The sequence below is a fragment of the Vibrio sp. 10N.261.51.A4 genome (genome assembly GCF_041471945.1).
GTDB classification, from domain to species: domain Bacteria; phylum Pseudomonadota; class Gammaproteobacteria; order Enterobacterales; family Vibrionaceae; genus Vibrio; species Vibrio crassostreae_C.
Window position 1 is genome coordinate 1 of sequence record NZ_JBFRPJ010000011.1, and the last position, 15,358, is coordinate 15,358.

A 15,358-nucleotide genomic window follows, 5' to 3' on the forward strand; every position below is an offset into this window, starting at 1 on the left:
TGATGACTCAGATGGTCAGGACTCCGGTTCAGCTGGTCAGGGCGCTTCTCAAGGCTCTTCAACCCGTAACCCACTCAGTGATGAAGATTTTCAGCGCTTGGGTGAAGCATTGGCCGATCTTCATGAGCTTATCGATCAAGCGATCAATAAACATGCTTCAGTGAATCCGGCATCCTATGAGGACATTTGTAACTATAACGTCACGCCAGAGCTAAATGGGCGAATGTTATCAATGCCAATCCAAAGCAGTATCAACTCTGGTGCTCGTGCGATTAAACGTATTATCGAATCGCAGATGTGGGCTAAAGAGGCTGTACCCATCATGTACGATGAATCTGGTAGTGATTTTGACTGTGATTTACTTGCGGGTGTAACTGCTGGTAACAGTCGAATCTTCTATACAGAGGATATCGTTGAGACTCATAAATCTTCATTCGTTATTGCGATTGATATTTCTGGCTCAATGGCTGTGCCTGTTACAAATGAGTTTGGAGATCGAACTGGCTACTGTCGATTAGACATTGCCCAGAAAGCCGCCTTATCGGTTGCAGCTGCACTTGAAGAGTTGGATGTACCAGTATCAGTCTTGTATTTCAATACGATGGCTTATGTTGGAAAGTCATTCAATGAACCTTTGATGCAATGCTATCCGCGAATCGGTATTGACTCTAGTGATGGTACTGAAACCAATAAGGCTGTCTTAGCTGCTCGTCAAGAGTTTACAAAGCTCGATTTGGCAAGCAGAAAGCAATTACTTGTTGTTACCGATGGGTGTCCAGCTGATACACATGCTGTCGAAAGTCAGGTAGAGCAATGTAAAGCCGAAGGGATTGATGTTGCGTCAATCAATATTTGCGAATCAAGGTACGGAGGCATTCCAAATTATCAAGTGATACGTGATGCTGATGACCTTCCCGCTGTGTTGGATGACATGATTCAACAGAACTTGTTGTCATCGATTGAAATTAGTTAAACGTAACAGTGACGCTCTTCGGAGCGTCCCTTTTAGGAGGTCAAAATGAGCAATTACAGAAGATCAAAAATCCAAGATGTACATGCGTTAGTGATGCGTCATGGTGGCTGGTCCTCAGTGTTCAAATGTTACGGTGAACTAACTGAGGCGATGCGAAAGTCTTCAAATGGTGTTTCTAAAGCTGTACCAGATCCATTCACTGGCAAAGGCAAAACTGTCTTTCGCTTGTACAAAGATTGGAACGAGTCTGGTGGCGGTTATTACAATGGTAAGGGTCGTATTGGTGATGGTATTGATATGGTCGCTTGGCTTGAAAATTGTAATAAATCGAAGGCGATGGACATTATCTTAGATATTTTGGGGGAGTCTACAGACAACATTTCTCAACGAGAAGTGAAAGCCGTAGCCGCTCAAAAAGAAGAGAAAGCTGTTCTTAGTCCTGCAGATATAAGCAAACGCCTATGGATTTTGCAAAAGGTTGAACATGAGGCATTTGCTGTCACTGAATCTGAAATAGGTATGAACTATCTAATATCTCGCGGATTAGGTGACATTCAAATACCTTGCAACGTTGGGTTTCACTCACAACTTAAAATGTGGGACTCACAAAGCAACGAAGTGTATTTACCAGGCATTGTTTTATACATTCAAAATTTGAAAGGTGAGGCGATTGCTTTTCATCGAATTTTTTTGAATGACGATGGCTCAGATAAATCACCGTTGCTTGATAACCCTAAGATGCAAATGTCACCAATAGAGGATCCTCGCGGTGCATCAATACAGTTTGGTATGCCTTTAATCTGCAAAGATGAAATGGGTAATACACGAATTGTGTTAGGTGTTGGAGAAGGTCCTGAAACATGTTTGGCTTGCCAGCATGCTGAGAGTATTCCTGTTTGGTCAGGTATCTCTTCTACCTTGATGGAGCTGATCGATATTCCTTTCGAAGTAACCGATTTGGTTATTTTTAAAGACAAAGATCGCCTTACACAAGGAAAAGACATGCCGGAAGGCGACAGAGCTGCCATCTCTTTGAAGGAACGTGTAGAGAAAAATATGAATCACTGCAAAGTGACCATTGCATCTCCACCGAGTCCCATCAAGGAATTGGCAAAATCACAAGATTGGCTTGATGAATGGTGTGATTCTGGATATCAGAATTTCATCGGATACTTAGCCAAAAACAAGCTGACACCGGTTGGTTTTCTCGATAGAGAATTTAACGATGTTGCTTAAATACGCATTAGCCTTCCTTCGGGGAGGCTTTTTGCTTTTAGGTCGCTCAAGGATTGGTCTAAACGCAAAAAGCTCAAGACAATGCACGGTTGCTGTATAACGATATAAATAAAATCACTGAAGGAGAACCTTATGGTCACTGGGTCTTGGTACACGGTTGATGGTAAAAACATTGAAGGGCTGTCCGAGCTAAAGTTCTCTGATATGGCCAATGCACTGAGTGAAGTTGAGGCTGCCTATGAATGCATCGTCCTTGAAGAGTCAGAGCGGTTAGGGTGGAGCTTATTGCAAGTGAAAGCCGTTGTGCCAATTAAGGATGGCACAGTAAAACGAAAATCAACCTTAAGGTTACTACTCAGCCATTAGGTCACTAGAACACAAGTACTTCGTAAACACGGAAAATACCGCCAGTAATTGCCAAAAGTACGATGAAATTCATGTTAACTGTAATTGATTTACCCGAGAAATTTATCACTTTATTAAAGTGATTATTCCTCATCCAGTTAGGATGCTGTTGCAATATCCTCTTGTCTTATGACATGTCCCCATTGACTTTAATACCCAAGTCACAAAAACCTACCCATAGGGAACAGTTCGTACCCTATTACCATAGGTTGCGTTTGTTCCTTTATTCCTTGGAGGAATTACCATGCGCAACTCTATCATTGATGCAGCTTTAGCAAACTATACGTCTTCTATGACCCGCTATATCTGTAACGATAACCCGTTGGACCTACAAATCTCGCAATGCGCTGTTCGTTGGATTAACGCCTCTCTTGAGCTTACTGGCCGTGAACATTTCCGAACTACATCAAATGGATTATTAGATGTGCCATTTCTTTTAGATTCTAAATACCACGATAACTTCGCTACAGATTGCTGGTTTCTGGCTGAGACTTTATTTGTCCCGACTACTGAAACAATCAAGCAATCGCTTAAACCTGGTGACGTCATCAAGATGATTCACATGAACGATATTGACCCAATTGATGCAGGAGAACTTGGTCAAATCAAGCGTATCGACGACATGGGAACATTGCATATGCAATGGGACAACGGTCGTTCTCTTGGTATTTGCATGCCTGCTGGAGATTTATTCGAGGTTTATTATGCGAGTTAACAACACACCCATTCCAACTGATTCTTGTACGGCGCTTGTCGCACTAGAAAGAGCTGGATACAAAGTAAATTCTGAATGCCGAAATGGTTACTGTGGCGCTTGTCGTCTCAAAGCTACTGGCACTCCTACTTACTTAAATGACCCTATTGGATATAAGCAAGACGGTGAAATACTTGTTTGTTGCGTTGATTCGCAATCAGACATTGACATCGAACTACCTTAATTACCCATAACCCCAACAAACTCAACGTCAATCAAAGACATTGAACTTGTATCCCCAATTCCTATGGAGGAAACCCTTATGTCATATGAAATCATCTATGAGAAATTTGCTACGTTCTGTCCTGCAGATGTAGTAAGTCAACAAAAGAAAGATTTCCTACTCAAACATTTCAATATCAATTGTTCAACTATGAGCGATTACGATATCGATGCCGAACTTTTCAGACGGTTCAAGATCATCTCAACGGATAACTTGTACATGCTTCAACTCTTAATTGGTCCGTCCAATTGTGTTGATACAGAGTCAGGAAAGCGCACCCGAGATTGGATGTATTGCGGTGTCGACACTGAGTATTCACTATTCCAAAAATACGGATGTGAATGGTGCCGAAGTGTTGAAAGTGGCGATTTAAAGCCTAATGGTCGATGGGCAACCCCTGAAGGCTGGCTTAAATCATTACGATTGGCATTCAAGCAAGCAGTGAGTTATGAGGCTATGCCTTATTGTCATTCCATGTCTTTTTGGATCGTCAAACCTACAACCTGGGAAGATCAGTACAAACTCAAGCAGTTTGAATCGATTGTATCCAGCTTTGGTGCTGACATCATGGAAAGAAGTTGGTTTGGTACTCGCAAGTTATATTGCTCATTTAGCCCTGAGTCGATGTTTGAAATGTACCTGTTTCAAGAACTATCGATTCGTTTTTTTGGCAAACGTGCATTCAGCACGACTAGCCCGAGTCTAGGTCTAGTCAAGCAAAGAGCTATATAGCTCAACCCCTTACATCTTACCCATTAGCAGGGACTTTCTTCCCTGTGGGAAGTTGTCCCTTCAAAACCTTAATAGTTCTTGGAGGAACTGAATATGATCACTTCAGATATGCTTTTAACTGCAGCAAAACCCTTCGGATTACCAATCGTTGCGATTGATGATATTGAAGCTGATGCGCGTAGTTTGAATCGTACTCGCCGTGATAACCCAACCACCCAATTTCTCTGGGTTGTAAAGCCTTGTGGCAGTGTCTTGTTTCCAATTGGAAAAGGCGTGAATCCACACTTCGTTTTGAAGCAAGTCATCAAGCGTTCTTGATAAAAAATGACGATATCTTTCCGATTGAAACCGAAGAAGCCGAACAGCTTTCGTGCAAACTTCCTTTCGATGTGACGGGTATTCGATATCAAGAAACACTGGTACGCAAAGTCACTCAATTACTGAGCCATGCTTGCGTGCATTCTTCTGCTCTTGCGGAATGTAGCTTAGATGAAAACTCTAGCTGGAAGTCATGGCAACGTTGGTTCGAAGATCTAAATCATCCAGTCATGGCTGCGTTTATGTCTCTTTGTATTCAGCGTTCGATTGAACTGACGGAGGCAAACTGATGAATCGCAAAACTTTAGATATTCAACGTCCATGTCGTCGAATACACGATGGTCACAGCTTTATGATTGCTCAACGTGTTCTGCGTTTGCCTGATGAAGACTCTGGCCTGTCTCATTCAATTGTTCGATTCGAAAACAGTCGTGTTGGTTTTGGAAGCTTAAAGCTAAAAAGACGAACGGCAATTCGAATCACCAACAAAGAGAATGGTCAATGGATAATCCGATATTGCATGGGGAATGGCGGCAAGATTAAAGGGCTGAACAAGGAATATATTGCTATCGATTACGATGGTGTAAATGAACTTGGTGTGACCTTTAATAAAGACGTTCGTTTGTCTGTGAATACAGCTGACTGGTGGGACATTACAAGATGGTTTTGGACGTTCCCAGATCTCAATGTAAAGCTTTCCTTTCGGTTAGGTTTGATTGGATTTCTTTTAGGGATAATCAGTTTAGCTGACTTAATTGCGAAGCTATTTATAGCTTAACCCCCTGTGGGTCCGATACCCATTAGGGCGGTCCCCTCATTTCAAGAGGTATACCATGAATGAACTAACACCTACATCGCAAGATGTTGAAGCCCCTCGATCCGTTTTGGAGTTTCTAGACAACTTAACAGCATCGAAATACTTCTATCTTGAGGCCGCTGGCGCGTACCTTAGTGAAGTTATTGATTCTGAATTGCTCGATGATAAAGCCAAGTTGCTCGAATTCATTGAAGACAATAAGTGTGAAGCCGTTGAAGACATCAGCGCAGAGTTGGTTGAAAAGATGATTTCTGACCGTGCAGATACATTGCACAGTTCAGCGTTATACATCTTGAAATCATTTCTCGGCACTGTGCCTAAAACTGAGGTTGAAGCTCTTCAAGATGGCGCTGTTGCTGATATTTGGTATGACGCTTCGGACCACGGAGACACTAGCGCCGCAGCAGTCATCAAAAATACGCAAGATGCCATGAGCATTATTGCTGACTTCTTAACGAAGTAACCAATCTTAAAGGAATCTTCCTTTTACTCCCTTTGGGGCATACGTCCCGTAGGGGAGTTGTGTGCCTCATAGGTTAACCACCTTATGCAGAGGAACACATTATGGGCTTTTTTTCTTTCAAAACCGCTGACACAAAACAGTCAATCTTTAATACGTGTACTGAGAAGTGTCGTCCAGTGTACATGCTCCAACCAAACAACGAAGACCCAATATATGAACCGGCTTATGAAGGTTATGGTGTTTTCGGAGGTGTTGATGCTTATACATGGTTAGCGAAACATAATTTGCCAACGACAGTCACGAACTCATACGACGACGATGAGCTCCGAACTCTGGGGATAAAATTGGCCTTTGGCTTAGACTCTTTTGAATACGATAACCATCTATTCATTAAAGAGAATGAGTTGGATGTGCTAAGACAGGTGAACCCTGCACTGCTTGAACGCGAGTTTACCCAATTCCAAGCTTTTTCCGATTTCATTATCGTGAACGGCGAGGAAATTAGACCAAACGATCTCCCATCGCATTTGAGAACTGACCTGCAATTAGCACCAGTTAAATACCCATTAAAATTCAGTTTCAGAAAAGGTAAGCAATACAGTGATTACCCTGCTTCTGAGAGCTGTCCATATCAAGGTTACTTCATTTAACCCCAAACCTTGATACAACCCACCACTACCCGTGAGGGATCTTCCCTCATAGGGATAGATCCCTCAAAATTGGAGGAATCTATCGTGGAATCAACCTATTTAGATGATACCGACCATATCTTAATTAAAGCGTTATCCAAAGAAGATATGCCGATAAATGAAATTGCCAAAAAGTTTGAAGTACCAATTGCCAATATCGCGATGTCACTAGACACCTGCCATTTTGCAATTACTGACAACATTTTGCGTAAAAACTCTCAGCTAGGAAAAATGAAATTGACTGCCATTGGTATTGAAAAACGATGTACCTTATGCAATCACTTTTTTCCGCTCACTAAAGAATTTTGGCACGTCAAGCGCACCACTAAACATGGCCAGCGTGAGATGGGAACCTGCAAAAGTTGTGAAGCTGAAAAAAAGCGTCGTCAAGAACTCGATGGCCGCTTAAAAGACTTAGGAGGTAAAATGTGTTTCTCGACACGTTACCTGAATAAGTAGCTGCATACCTTGTAGTTAAGATGAAAAGTCACCCGATCGGGTGGCTTTTCATCCACCATTTCCATCCGCTTTGACACATCCAGCCATATCTCTTCACCCTAAATTTCAATTTCTTTGAAATACTTCCTAAATCCGCATTCGTATGTTGCATAACCGTTTTAACCGACTATCAAGAACTTAAATGGGTTAGCGCACATGAATAAACAGGACACGATCAACCAAGCACTGAATATCATCACCAGTTGGAACCTTGACGACAGCCATTCCAAATCCTTCTCTGATTTTGTCTTCTATTGGGCCTTTGCGCATACTAATCAGCACAAAGTGACTACAAGGTTAGATTCTAAAGAATCAGTACAAGATGGGGTGGTAGAGCTTGCACAGTTGTTAAGCAATGCAATGCTTAATGGGTACAGTGATCCAATCGGGGACATTCTGATTGAGTTAGGTGTGAATACAAAGACGAAACGAATGAACAATCATCAAGATGACGATTTTTTAGAGCAAATGATGGGGCTCAATGATAACGAGGTCTATGAACCATTTTGCGGTACTGGTGCGTTAACTATGGAGCTCATGCAGGCATATTGTGAAAAGCATACAGAACGTAGCAATCCTCTCGATCATTACACTTATTATCTCGAAGAGGTTAAGCCTCTCAACTGTGCAGCCGCAGTGATTCAAATCTTTCATAAGCTCGAATACCTATCTACCAAATTTGGTTCTGCCATCATTCCAGGCAACCTCAAAATCATCAATATCGATCCGATAACACGACAAGAGGGGACCCAACACTACATCGCCAGTAAGATGTCGGATGCTGAACAAATTGAACACAACCTGAACTCGCTGCCTAACACTCAACCGACGATACACTAGGGGGCATTTATGATAGTAAGTTTGAGTGCAGTTAAAGCATTCACCTTTCATGCTTGATTTTCCCGTTCAAGTGGCGTGAGCGAGTTTGCCATTTTGGTTTAGCAGTGTTCTGAGAAGGCTTTGCCCCTTAATGAGATACAGTCCAAAGTTGAAACAGTAATGTTGAGGTCACTTTGATATTCAAAAGTATTGAGCAGCTAAAGAAAAGGGCAAAGCCAACTTATTCACACCTTTCAGTGAGCATAAGTTTTGTTTTAAGAAACGCAAGTTTGATGTCATCAGTTTTGGTGAACTTGAACTTACCATCAGTAGAAGCGTCGAACCTTTCAAAATAGTATTCGAGTAGCGGATCATACCTACCACTGTGAACCCAAGTGTAGAACTTTCCGAGTTCGTATCGTAATTCTTTATTAAGGCCAGATCTTAATCTCAGTACACTAATGGTTGCTAGGTCAACGATGTTCATTTCTTGTAGATTCGTCTTAATCTCTTCAATCAGAGGTAGGAGGGATTCTTTATACTTATCAGCTAATGGTACAAGGTCAGCGTCAGTTACTTCCGCTTCAAAAATCATAATGAGGTCATCAATCTCTCCATTATAGTATTCGTTATCTAATCTTTTTTCTGACTCAGTGCGAAGAACATAGAGTTGTTCTAAAGGATCAGGTTTAGTCTCAATTTTTTCTTTTGAAAGTTTGTGTTGGTACTCAACAAACAGCGTTTCAATCCTATCAGCGATAACATCTAGGTACTCATATCGTATCTTGAGAAATTCGAACAGCTCATTGATATTCAGGTTTAACGTTAAGTCCTCTTTGCCCACATCTCGACTGTACAAATGAACACTCAGGTCGCCAGTGTTGAAACTGCTTGTAAATGGCCAACTTGCGAATCGCTTTGAATTCTCTTGATTAAGATTTACTGGGTGAGCACCGAAACACGCCCTGATAGTTTTAAAGTAATTATTGTCATCTTCATTAGGGAAGAGGCGAGCTTTGAAGCATTTCTTTTCACCATGAAACGGATCTTTATTGTCATTCATAAACACTCGATGGAGTTGTTTGATTGACTCGAAAATGAGGTCTATTGAAGAGATAAGAGAGTAGACCTGCATACATCTACTATCTATATTCTTGTCAAACTCAGGTGCATTTTCTAAGTGCCTAACAGAAACAGTGATCCAATCCATAGCAGAGCAAACGAGGTTAAAAAGGTTCTTACCGCCTTTATCTTTGTAGATTTGATACACAAAGCTAGAGTTTGAGTTCACTAACTCCCTAAAATCCGTGATTTTATCATCACTAACAACGCTTCTCATTCACCAGTTCCTTTTCTAACTAACTGAAAATATTATAAAGAATGGCAATTATGATAGTGATAGTTCTTGAGCTCTTCAAATATATTATCTTTCGACACACATCATAGATTGATATTGGTTGAGTTTTATATTTGATGACCGCAACATAGACGAAATTCAATCGCGAAAAATTCCCAATATAAGGAATTAGCTAATGATTGATAAGGAGATTAAGTGCAAGTATCAGAACTAAAAACAGTGGCCACCCTGGTCCGGAAAGTGATTAAGAAGGTCGTTTCAGAGTCAACCTATGTTGATGTTGAGCTTCAAAGGTTTCCTTCAGGTTCGTGTGAGGTATCTAGTGTAATTTTGGGACTCTATTTGAGAGAAAAATATGCTGTTAACGTTGTACAGTCAGTCGGCAAACGTCCATCTCCGGAATGCGAGTACAGTGAAAATAACCATGTTTGGTTAACGGTGAATGAAACTATTGTTGTCGACATCACTGCTGATCAGTTTGACGATTGTTTGGAGAAAGTATTTGTTGGTCGCGATAGCGCTTTTCATGACACATTCGAAGTTTATGATACAAGACCGGTAGATATTAGTTACTTACTGAGACGCGGTTCAGAGGGATATGGACATATATATAAGGAAGTAGTTACTCGAATGGCAAACTAGTTCACCTAGTCGCCAGCTTATTCGATTGGTTGAGTTTAGTTAACAAGGTGACTTTTAAGTGCTTTATATTTTTCGATGGAGGGGGTACTCATAGATAAATTTGATGTTGAGCTACTTGGTTGGGACGATAGTCTGGAAAGTTGTTTAGACATGTTTTCAGGGCTTTATGGATATCACATTGACCCTAGTACCCACAAAAAACCTAATGAATGTATTAAGTATGAAGAATTCCTTAAAAGTTCAAATGTTTTGAATCAATGGCAAGAGAGTATGGCCAGTAACGGTGATACCCCGATATTTAAACTATTTCAGAGAAACTATAGAGGTTTCAATGTCGATGATTTCATTAATTTAGATATGGAAATACAGGAGAAAGGTCTTTCATTAGCCAAAGGTCAGATTTTGTTTCGCGGTGTCTGTTCTGAAAATGAAAATGATGACTGGACCAAACCTGTGTCTACAACTTTGTCTCCTTACATCGCGATTTACCACGCATTGAAAAATGGTTATACGAAGCCCATAAAAATATGTGTAATCGAGGTTCCAGTTGATACAAATGTAAAGGCTATTATAGGTCCATTTGGTGACAATGTTGAATTTGGGCAAGAGTATGAAGTTTTAGTCAATTTTAAGCACCGCCCGAAAGTTCATGAAGAGATAACTAGAGGCAATGTGACGTTCCAGTCGTTACGTTGATTGAGTCTATGCATTGATCTTTATGGTCAGTATTGGATTCTGGTAGTACCTAGACACACGCTTTGGGACGTAGAAAAGTTTCAAACTTATTGTCCAGCGATAATAGTCATCAATCTTCATGAGAACTATATCGATTTGAATAGGTAATGATTGAAACCCACGGTCACGATGTACGAGTGCGCTATCTGCAATGGTTAGAAAGCACGCGTACTCAAAACAAGCAAAATAAGCTGACTAATTGGAAACAGTCACTGATTACTTTGCCATAGTACAAGGGCAAACTGAGTAACACACTGTCCAATGGGCAGCGAGGAAATTCCTCTAACTCACCTGGTTATTACGCCATCTGAAATGTAATCAGTCTTTTGACTGCCCCTAATAACTCTCTCTGAGTTACCAACGTTCCCATACAAATCTTGTTTACACACCAAATAGTCCCATGAATAACTGGAGTCCAGATATGAATGTACTTAACTTCCTTGGTTTTGATTGCTGCATTGCTAAACGTCATTACGCTAACGGTGTAATTGCGCTTGAGCTGATTGCTGCTGAAACCGATGACAACATTAACAACGACACCTTTCCCGGTGAACGAATTTGTGTTGCAACAACCTGTGTTAGTAATGCCAACCTACTGACAAATGAAACCTGCATCAAAAACTACAGTGAAAACACTGGAATTGAAGATGTTCTTGTCGAGGCTGGAATTATTAAATTAATTGGAAAATCATGCAGAACTGGCTACGTCAGTGTGCCAATTGTCGAAGTTTTGATTTAGTGATTTTCTCTCATTGTTGACCATTGAATAAATGGAGATACCACATGACTACTTTCGAACAACTGTCAGCTTTAGTAGACATCGAGATCAGTCTTATTAAATCTGTCAGACGCATTAAATTGCTCAATAGACCACCATCAAATTTACTCACTGATACCTATCAATCATTCAATGATTTGAAAGCTAAAAGTACCCAAATAGATAGTTACGCAGGCGACTGCATCATTGCTCGTATAGACCATCTTTTTCAAGATGACGTTATACAACCCCTTCTCAAGAAGTAACCCATCGCCCGGAGTTTGTAACCCAACAAACACCAACGGATAGATCCCATCTAAACCCCAATAAACCTAACCCAACACGGGACATATTAGCTAACCCGTGTGGTGGCCTAGTACGTCTCGAATTCCAGTTCTTGGAGGAGCTAACTCATGCCACGAAATATCCCAATAAGTAAGTTTGCTGACTTTATCTTGTTCTACAAGATAAACGGCAAGGTGAAGAAGAAAATGTTTGAAGATACAGAAGCAGGAAATGTGTATCGCTACGCTAGGTCATTCCCGCAAGGAATCGCTTGGAAAATTAGACAACTACCCTCACAGCAACAGGTGTGATTATGAATATTGAAATGACAGAAAAAGCCATGGCAGAACCGGTCGCAATGCATCTAGAAGGTGCTGATGTAGCCGTCGTTGTGGAATATTTTTTAGGTCGCCTAGTTAACGAGATCCCCGAAGAGAATCTTGAGGTGGTCCTTAAATCATGCAGTTCAGAAATCGATATTCATTCTAAAAAATGACATCTGCACTTACTAAACCCCATGTGCTTACGCACGAAATATACCGAGGAATTACTATGTCTTTCACAACAAAACCAGCAAATTTGAATTGTAACCTAATGAGCAAATTTGCACTCACTTGCATCATTGGCTTGTCATCTTCCACTGTAATTGCAGATTGTCAATTTGGTGCAGAGACGATCCCTGTTGGTGAACAACTTACGATTCGTGATGAATTCTTAGTCGAGGAAAGTTACCAGCATTACCTCAACCAAGGTTACACGACTCAACAGAGCAAAGAGTTCGCAATGTCCAGTGATTGGACCGTTGTTGCACTTGAATGCACTCGTCAATTCGTACCTAACCCTAATTTCACTCCTGAAACAGCTGAACATGCCGGTTCCCAATTTATTTACGTTGGCGACGTGCTGGTGGCTGGTCAGTTTCAACGTACTTTTTTACCTGTCGTGATGGGTTTGGAAGTAAAGAAAGAGGAGCGTTCTCATGTTCAATAAAGTGATAGATGCTGAGTGGGTTATGATTATAACTCTCTTACCCCATGTAAGTTTAGTACTGCCTTTCATGAGTACTTGTGCTTACGACGTCACGATAATCATTTTGATTACGATACGAGCAAACACGGGTTACTTACACCGACCAGAAACTACTCAATTGAGTTCTTAATGGCTGCGTCTCATTCATTTGTCGAATTTGGGGATACGTTAATCATTCCACTGCGTGCTTCGAATGAAAACATACAAGAAACGATGTCAATTAAGTTTGTCCCATTCCTGACTGATGAATTGGCCAAGCCCCTATGGTCTAAGTATGCGAAACATCAATCCATAAGGACTATCGGAAGATTTGCTGAATCAATGCAGTCTAACAAAAGCTATGTTTGGTCATGGATGAAACTTCAAGCTTCGGAATCTGTAGCGAATGAAACAGCCCCAACTCAAACAAACAGCTTAGAAGATGATCTAAAGGCGCTCTTATTTGAGTTCCGAGAAGATGAACAAAACAAAAAACTTCGTCGAAATACCAGTTTGGCTATCGACAAAGGTTATTTTGAAGGGTGCGAATGTACTTTGGCTTACGTGCAGTCCAACCTCATCAGGTTGTTACGTAGTCATGGTATTCGAGTACCAGAACAATTTTAACTAAAACAAAAATTGCTCCCATTGGGAGCAATTTTTTTCATCTTCCATCTGTTACTGGTTCAAACTCAACCATGTCACCGCAGATGTCCCCCAGCGTGTACTCTTTTGTGTTTTATATTCTTTTACTCCACTTCCAATTCGATAGAGCAAGATCGCTTGGTCTTCAATATTTGATAGCTTATTACTCAAATCGCCATCACCAAACTGTGTGATAACTTGATTGATGAAGTCGTTCAGTGCATCTGATTTCTGATTGATGTTGATGGCCACTATGTCACCTTCACTGAGTGTCGCAAGGTGTTCGTCCAAATCGGAATCGCGCCAAGTGGAAGGGTCAGCAAAACCATAACTATGATACTCAGCATTGGCACTCTTTCTGAGAAAGACTTGCAAGTTGCCAGTTGGTGCTTTCAACCGGTCCATCTCCAATGTTCGATCACATCGATTTGAATCGGCGTCTGAGCAAGTTCTCTGAACGACGTATCGCCAATCATGAGGTGAGTCGATCCAAGGGAATTCAATGCTAAAGTTCGCTATTTCTGCATCCGGAGTAAAATAGAAAATGGGTAAAGCTGTCCCTGTTTTATCAAGGTTGACCGTGATAGATACCGTATCACCTGGTGCGGCAATCTTATCACCAACCATCATGTCATGGGTGTTACTGGCATCAGCGGTGATTAAAGCCTCATGTGGGCCTTCCACTAAATTTCCTTCACCACTTTCAAGTGCTGGAATGGTGACTAGTGTGTGAGGCGTATTGTCCAAATTAAGCAGCTGCACATCAGAGGTGATAATTTCGAAGTTTTGGTTCAAGTAGTCATTGTTTGTCGAGGGTATAACCTGAATATCGAATGTCCCTGCATTGTACGTCTTGAGTCCATCGCTTGTTTCGAAGGTGATGTCGTGATGCATGCCAAGATCATCGTCAGTTGGATTCATTTCAATGACACCCAACTCATTTAATCGCATGAAGTTAGGCTTATTGATTATATTCACGACCGGTTTACCGTCAGTCCTTGTTGATTTAATTTGGGTGAAGACATTCTTTATTTGACCAGACACAAGGTGTGGAGGCAAGGTGAAGGAAGTGCCGCTTGATCGTACATTTACATCGACATTGCCGTCAGTAAACAAGTTCGATTCGTCAGTCACTCTGTATTTAAATGTCTGAATGCCATCATGGTCAGGTGATGGGGTATAAGTAAAGGTACACGGGGGAGTCATCGTCACAGTACCATAATAAGGCTGTTGGCTTACCATGCAGCTGTGGCTATCCGTTGTGTTCCTATCCGTCCATGTGCCAGTTACCGTAAAAGGCACACCTTGAGAGATATCCCCTGTTTTGTGTTCAGCTATAGGTGGATATAGTTGCTGAATGGAATTGTAACGCACCTTCCCTTGTGACCAGTTAAAAAAGCCGAAGTATCCCGGAGCTACGGTCAGGTTATTGACATCAAATATTGTCGCGCCATCTAACTTGGTCACAATCCTATTGGGAAACAGCTGCATTTCAAATTGATAGGGCTGGCCGTGCATCCACTCTACGTTTCGTTTTTTGCCTAAGATTGTATTTTTGCCTTGTTCGACATCATGAACCGTCCACCCATAATCGCTCATCTGATCTAGGGTGCCATCGAAGTAAATCAAGCTGAAACCACTGTCTGCAGAGGTCGGTAGCTTTTTCCAAGAGAACAGGTAAAAGCCACCAGCAGTAGGATCGCCGTAAATGAAACCGATATAGTCATCATCACCGGCTCCTGTATCAACCTGTATGATCCCTTTGAAGGTTCGATACTCATACTTGTTGGCACTCATAAACGCGGTAGGCGCACCATTAATGCTTTGATACACGCTTTGACCATCTGCACTTACCGCCCAGTTTCCCGAAGCCGCTGCGCCGTACTGCTTCCAAGTGTGGAGGTTTACTCGGTCAGATTCCGCGTGTGCAACACCGACAGTCATCAGTAAGTGTATGACCATGCCAGAAAGGATGTTCCTTGGATTGAATTTCATGGCTTGT

Annotated in this window: 24 protein-coding genes; 22 read left to right on the forward strand and 2 right to left on the reverse strand. The window is 41.5% G+C overall.

Annotation, left to right across the window (positions count from 1 at the left end):
• The 13 genes from AB4384_RS03465 to AB4384_RS03525 all read left to right on the forward strand — a co-directional run.
• Positions 1 to 973 (forward strand): hypothetical protein (locus AB4384_RS03465; protein WP_372128886.1); only part of this gene is annotated, 973 nt, incomplete at its 5' end.
• Between the two features lie 45 nt (positions 974 to 1,018).
• Positions 1,019 to 2,209, forward strand: coding sequence for a toprim domain-containing protein (locus AB4384_RS03470; protein ID WP_102424207.1), 1,191 nt, complete (start codon positions 1,019 to 1,021; stop codon positions 2,207 to 2,209).
• 132 nt (positions 2,210 to 2,341) lie between these two features.
• On the forward strand, positions 2,342 to 2,575 hold the full coding sequence (locus AB4384_RS03475) for a hypothetical protein (protein WP_136987181.1): 234 nt from the start codon (positions 2,342 to 2,344) through the stop codon (positions 2,573 to 2,575).
• Positions 2,576 to 2,858: 283 nt separating this feature from the next.
• Positions 2,859 to 3,329, forward strand: coding sequence for a DUF4314 domain-containing protein (locus AB4384_RS03480; protein ID WP_372050587.1), 471 nt, complete (start codon positions 2,859 to 2,861; stop codon positions 3,327 to 3,329).
• Positions 3,319 to 3,552: a 2Fe-2S iron-sulfur cluster-binding protein gene (locus AB4384_RS03485; RefSeq protein ID WP_081231380.1), complete on the forward strand. Its 234-nt coding sequence runs from the start codon at positions 3,319 to 3,321 to the stop codon at positions 3,550 to 3,552. Before AB4384_RS03480 ends, AB4384_RS03485 begins: the two co-directional genes overlap by 11 nt.
• Before the next feature lie 78 nt (positions 3,553 to 3,630).
• Positions 3,631 to 4,323 (forward strand): hypothetical protein, encoded by a 693-nt coding sequence (locus tag AB4384_RS03490; protein WP_136987179.1) that lies wholly within the window; start codon positions 3,631 to 3,633, stop codon positions 4,321 to 4,323.
• Positions 4,324 to 4,416: 93 nt separating this feature from the next.
• On the forward strand, positions 4,417 to 4,641 hold the full coding sequence (locus AB4384_RS03495; protein ID WP_372128888.1) for a hypothetical protein: 225 nt from the start codon (positions 4,417 to 4,419) through the stop codon (positions 4,639 to 4,641).
• A complete protein-coding gene (locus tag AB4384_RS03500; protein ID WP_372128890.1) occupies positions 4,638 to 4,931 on the forward strand; it encodes a hypothetical protein in 294 nt (97 codons plus the stop codon). Before AB4384_RS03495 ends, AB4384_RS03500 begins: the two co-directional genes overlap by 4 nt.
• The gene (locus AB4384_RS03505) at positions 4,931 to 5,419 is read left to right on the forward strand and encodes a hypothetical protein (protein ID WP_081231383.1); all 489 of its coding nucleotides are present in this window, start codon (positions 4,931 to 4,933) and stop codon (positions 5,417 to 5,419) included. Before AB4384_RS03500 ends, AB4384_RS03505 begins: the two co-directional genes overlap by 1 nt.
• Before the next feature lie 55 nt (positions 5,420 to 5,474).
• Positions 5,475 to 5,921 carry a hypothetical protein gene (locus AB4384_RS03510; protein WP_081231384.1) on the forward strand — a complete coding sequence of 149 codons (447 nt, stop codon included), beginning with the start codon at positions 5,475 to 5,477 and terminating at the stop codon, positions 5,919 to 5,921.
• Between the two features lie 101 nt (positions 5,922 to 6,022).
• Positions 6,023 to 6,571 carry a hypothetical protein gene (locus AB4384_RS03515; protein WP_154724110.1) on the forward strand — a complete coding sequence of 183 codons (549 nt, stop codon included), beginning with the start codon at positions 6,023 to 6,025 and terminating at the stop codon, positions 6,569 to 6,571.
• Positions 6,572 to 6,655: 84 nt separating this feature from the next.
• The gene (locus tag AB4384_RS03520) at positions 6,656 to 7,069 is read left to right on the forward strand and encodes a hypothetical protein (RefSeq protein WP_081231386.1); all 414 of its coding nucleotides are present in this window, start codon (positions 6,656 to 6,658) and stop codon (positions 7,067 to 7,069) included.
• A gap of 195 nt (positions 7,070 to 7,264) precedes the next feature.
• Positions 7,265 to 7,948 (forward strand): hypothetical protein, encoded by a 684-nt coding sequence (locus AB4384_RS03525; RefSeq protein ID WP_154723916.1) that lies wholly within the window; start codon positions 7,265 to 7,267, stop codon positions 7,946 to 7,948.
• 220 nt (positions 7,949 to 8,168) lie between these two features.
• Here the strand turns inward: AB4384_RS03525 and AB4384_RS03530 are convergent, their stop codons facing one another.
• On the reverse strand, positions 8,169 to 9,266 hold the full coding sequence (locus tag AB4384_RS03530; protein WP_154723915.1) for a hypothetical protein: 1,098 nt from the start codon (positions 9,264 to 9,266) through the stop codon (positions 8,169 to 8,171).
• Between the two features lie 213 nt (positions 9,267 to 9,479).
• Here AB4384_RS03530 and AB4384_RS03535 point away from each other — a divergent pair, with 213 nt between their 5' ends.
• From AB4384_RS03535 to AB4384_RS03575, 9 genes are all read left to right on the forward strand, one after another.
• The gene (locus AB4384_RS03535; RefSeq protein ID WP_154723914.1) at positions 9,480 to 9,926 is read left to right on the forward strand and encodes a hypothetical protein; all 447 of its coding nucleotides are present in this window, start codon (positions 9,480 to 9,482) and stop codon (positions 9,924 to 9,926) included.
• Positions 9,927 to 10,076: 150 nt separating this feature from the next.
• Positions 10,077 to 10,622, forward strand: a complete 546-nt coding sequence (locus AB4384_RS03540) for a hypothetical protein (protein WP_372050591.1) — start codon at positions 10,077 to 10,079, stop codon at positions 10,620 to 10,622.
• Between the two features lie 146 nt (positions 10,623 to 10,768).
• Complete coding sequence (locus tag AB4384_RS03545; protein ID WP_268811469.1) at positions 10,769 to 10,891, forward strand: hypothetical protein; 123 nt, start codon at positions 10,769 to 10,771, stop codon at positions 10,889 to 10,891.
• Between the two features lie 191 nt (positions 10,892 to 11,082).
• Positions 11,083 to 11,400 carry a hypothetical protein gene (locus tag AB4384_RS03550; protein ID WP_154723912.1) on the forward strand — a complete coding sequence of 106 codons (318 nt, stop codon included), beginning with the start codon at positions 11,083 to 11,085 and terminating at the stop codon, positions 11,398 to 11,400.
• A gap of 44 nt (positions 11,401 to 11,444) precedes the next feature.
• Positions 11,445 to 11,684, forward strand: coding sequence for a hypothetical protein (locus AB4384_RS03555; RefSeq protein WP_154723911.1), 240 nt, complete (start codon positions 11,445 to 11,447; stop codon positions 11,682 to 11,684).
• Positions 11,685 to 11,831: 147 nt separating this feature from the next.
• Complete coding sequence (locus AB4384_RS03560) at positions 11,832 to 12,014, forward strand: hypothetical protein (protein WP_136987171.1); 183 nt, start codon at positions 11,832 to 11,834, stop codon at positions 12,012 to 12,014.
• A gap of 2 nt (positions 12,015 to 12,016) precedes the next feature.
• Complete coding sequence (locus tag AB4384_RS03565) at positions 12,017 to 12,199, forward strand: hypothetical protein (RefSeq protein WP_102423482.1); 183 nt, start codon at positions 12,017 to 12,019, stop codon at positions 12,197 to 12,199.
• A gap of 56 nt (positions 12,200 to 12,255) precedes the next feature.
• Positions 12,256 to 12,693 (forward strand): hypothetical protein, encoded by a 438-nt coding sequence (locus AB4384_RS03570; protein ID WP_102305814.1) that lies wholly within the window; start codon positions 12,256 to 12,258, stop codon positions 12,691 to 12,693.
• A gap of 168 nt (positions 12,694 to 12,861) precedes the next feature.
• Positions 12,862 to 13,338: a hypothetical protein gene (locus tag AB4384_RS03575; protein ID WP_154723910.1), complete on the forward strand. Its 477-nt coding sequence runs from the start codon at positions 12,862 to 12,864 to the stop codon at positions 13,336 to 13,338.
• A 51-nt stretch (positions 13,339 to 13,389) separates the two neighbouring features.
• On the opposite strand, the gene AB4384_RS03580 is transcribed toward AB4384_RS03575, so the two are convergent.
• Positions 13,390 to 15,351 carry an Ig-like domain-containing protein gene (locus tag AB4384_RS03580; protein WP_154723909.1) on the reverse strand — a complete coding sequence of 654 codons (1,962 nt, stop codon included), beginning with the start codon at positions 15,349 to 15,351 and terminating at the stop codon, positions 13,390 to 13,392.
• Positions 15,352 to 15,358: the final 7 nt, after the last annotated feature.

Excerpts from the sequence above, each read along its gene's own strand:
- AB4384_RS03570 (WP_102305814.1), top strand. The coding sequence starts at position 12,256 with ATGTCTTTCACAACAAAACCAGCAAATTTGAATTGTAACCTAATGAGC.
- AB4384_RS03540 (WP_372050591.1), top strand. The coding sequence starts at position 10,077 with ATGTTTTCAGGGCTTTATGGATATCACATTGACCCTAGTACCCACAAA.
- AB4384_RS03485 (WP_081231380.1), top strand. The coding sequence starts at position 3,319 with ATGCGAGTTAACAACACACCCATTCCAACTGATTCTTGTACGGCGCTT.
- AB4384_RS03530 (WP_154723915.1), bottom strand. The coding sequence starts at position 9,266 with ATGAGAAGCGTTGTTAGTGATGATAAAATCACGGATTTTAGGGAGTTA.
- AB4384_RS03550 (WP_154723912.1), top strand. The coding sequence starts at position 11,083 with ATGAATGTACTTAACTTCCTTGGTTTTGATTGCTGCATTGCTAAACGT.
- AB4384_RS03545 (WP_268811469.1), top strand. The coding sequence starts at position 10,769 with ATGATTGAAACCCACGGTCACGATGTACGAGTGCGCTATCTGCAATGG.
- AB4384_RS03505 (WP_081231383.1), top strand. The coding sequence starts at position 4,931 with ATGAATCGCAAAACTTTAGATATTCAACGTCCATGTCGTCGAATACAC.
- AB4384_RS03565 (WP_102423482.1), top strand. The coding sequence starts at position 12,017 with ATGAATATTGAAATGACAGAAAAAGCCATGGCAGAACCGGTCGCAATG.
- AB4384_RS03475 (WP_136987181.1), top strand. The coding sequence starts at position 2,342 with ATGGTCACTGGGTCTTGGTACACGGTTGATGGTAAAAACATTGAAGGG.
- AB4384_RS03555 (WP_154723911.1), top strand. The coding sequence starts at position 11,445 with ATGACTACTTTCGAACAACTGTCAGCTTTAGTAGACATCGAGATCAGT.
- AB4384_RS03575 (WP_154723910.1), top strand. The coding sequence starts at position 12,862 with ATGGCTGCGTCTCATTCATTTGTCGAATTTGGGGATACGTTAATCATT.
- AB4384_RS03510 (WP_081231384.1), top strand. The coding sequence starts at position 5,475 with ATGAATGAACTAACACCTACATCGCAAGATGTTGAAGCCCCTCGATCC.
- AB4384_RS03495 (WP_372128888.1), top strand. The coding sequence starts at position 4,417 with ATGATCACTTCAGATATGCTTTTAACTGCAGCAAAACCCTTCGGATTA.
- AB4384_RS03480 (WP_372050587.1), top strand. The coding sequence starts at position 2,859 with ATGCGCAACTCTATCATTGATGCAGCTTTAGCAAACTATACGTCTTCT.
- AB4384_RS03515 (WP_154724110.1), top strand. The coding sequence starts at position 6,023 with ATGGGCTTTTTTTCTTTCAAAACCGCTGACACAAAACAGTCAATCTTT.
- AB4384_RS03580 (WP_154723909.1), bottom strand. The coding sequence starts at position 15,351 with ATGAAATTCAATCCAAGGAACATCCTTTCTGGCATGGTCATACACTTA.
- AB4384_RS03525 (WP_154723916.1), top strand. The coding sequence starts at position 7,265 with ATGAATAAACAGGACACGATCAACCAAGCACTGAATATCATCACCAGT.
- AB4384_RS03470 (WP_102424207.1), top strand. The coding sequence starts at position 1,019 with ATGAGCAATTACAGAAGATCAAAAATCCAAGATGTACATGCGTTAGTG.
- AB4384_RS03490 (WP_136987179.1), top strand. The coding sequence starts at position 3,631 with ATGTCATATGAAATCATCTATGAGAAATTTGCTACGTTCTGTCCTGCA.
- AB4384_RS03560 (WP_136987171.1), top strand. The coding sequence starts at position 11,832 with ATGCCACGAAATATCCCAATAAGTAAGTTTGCTGACTTTATCTTGTTC.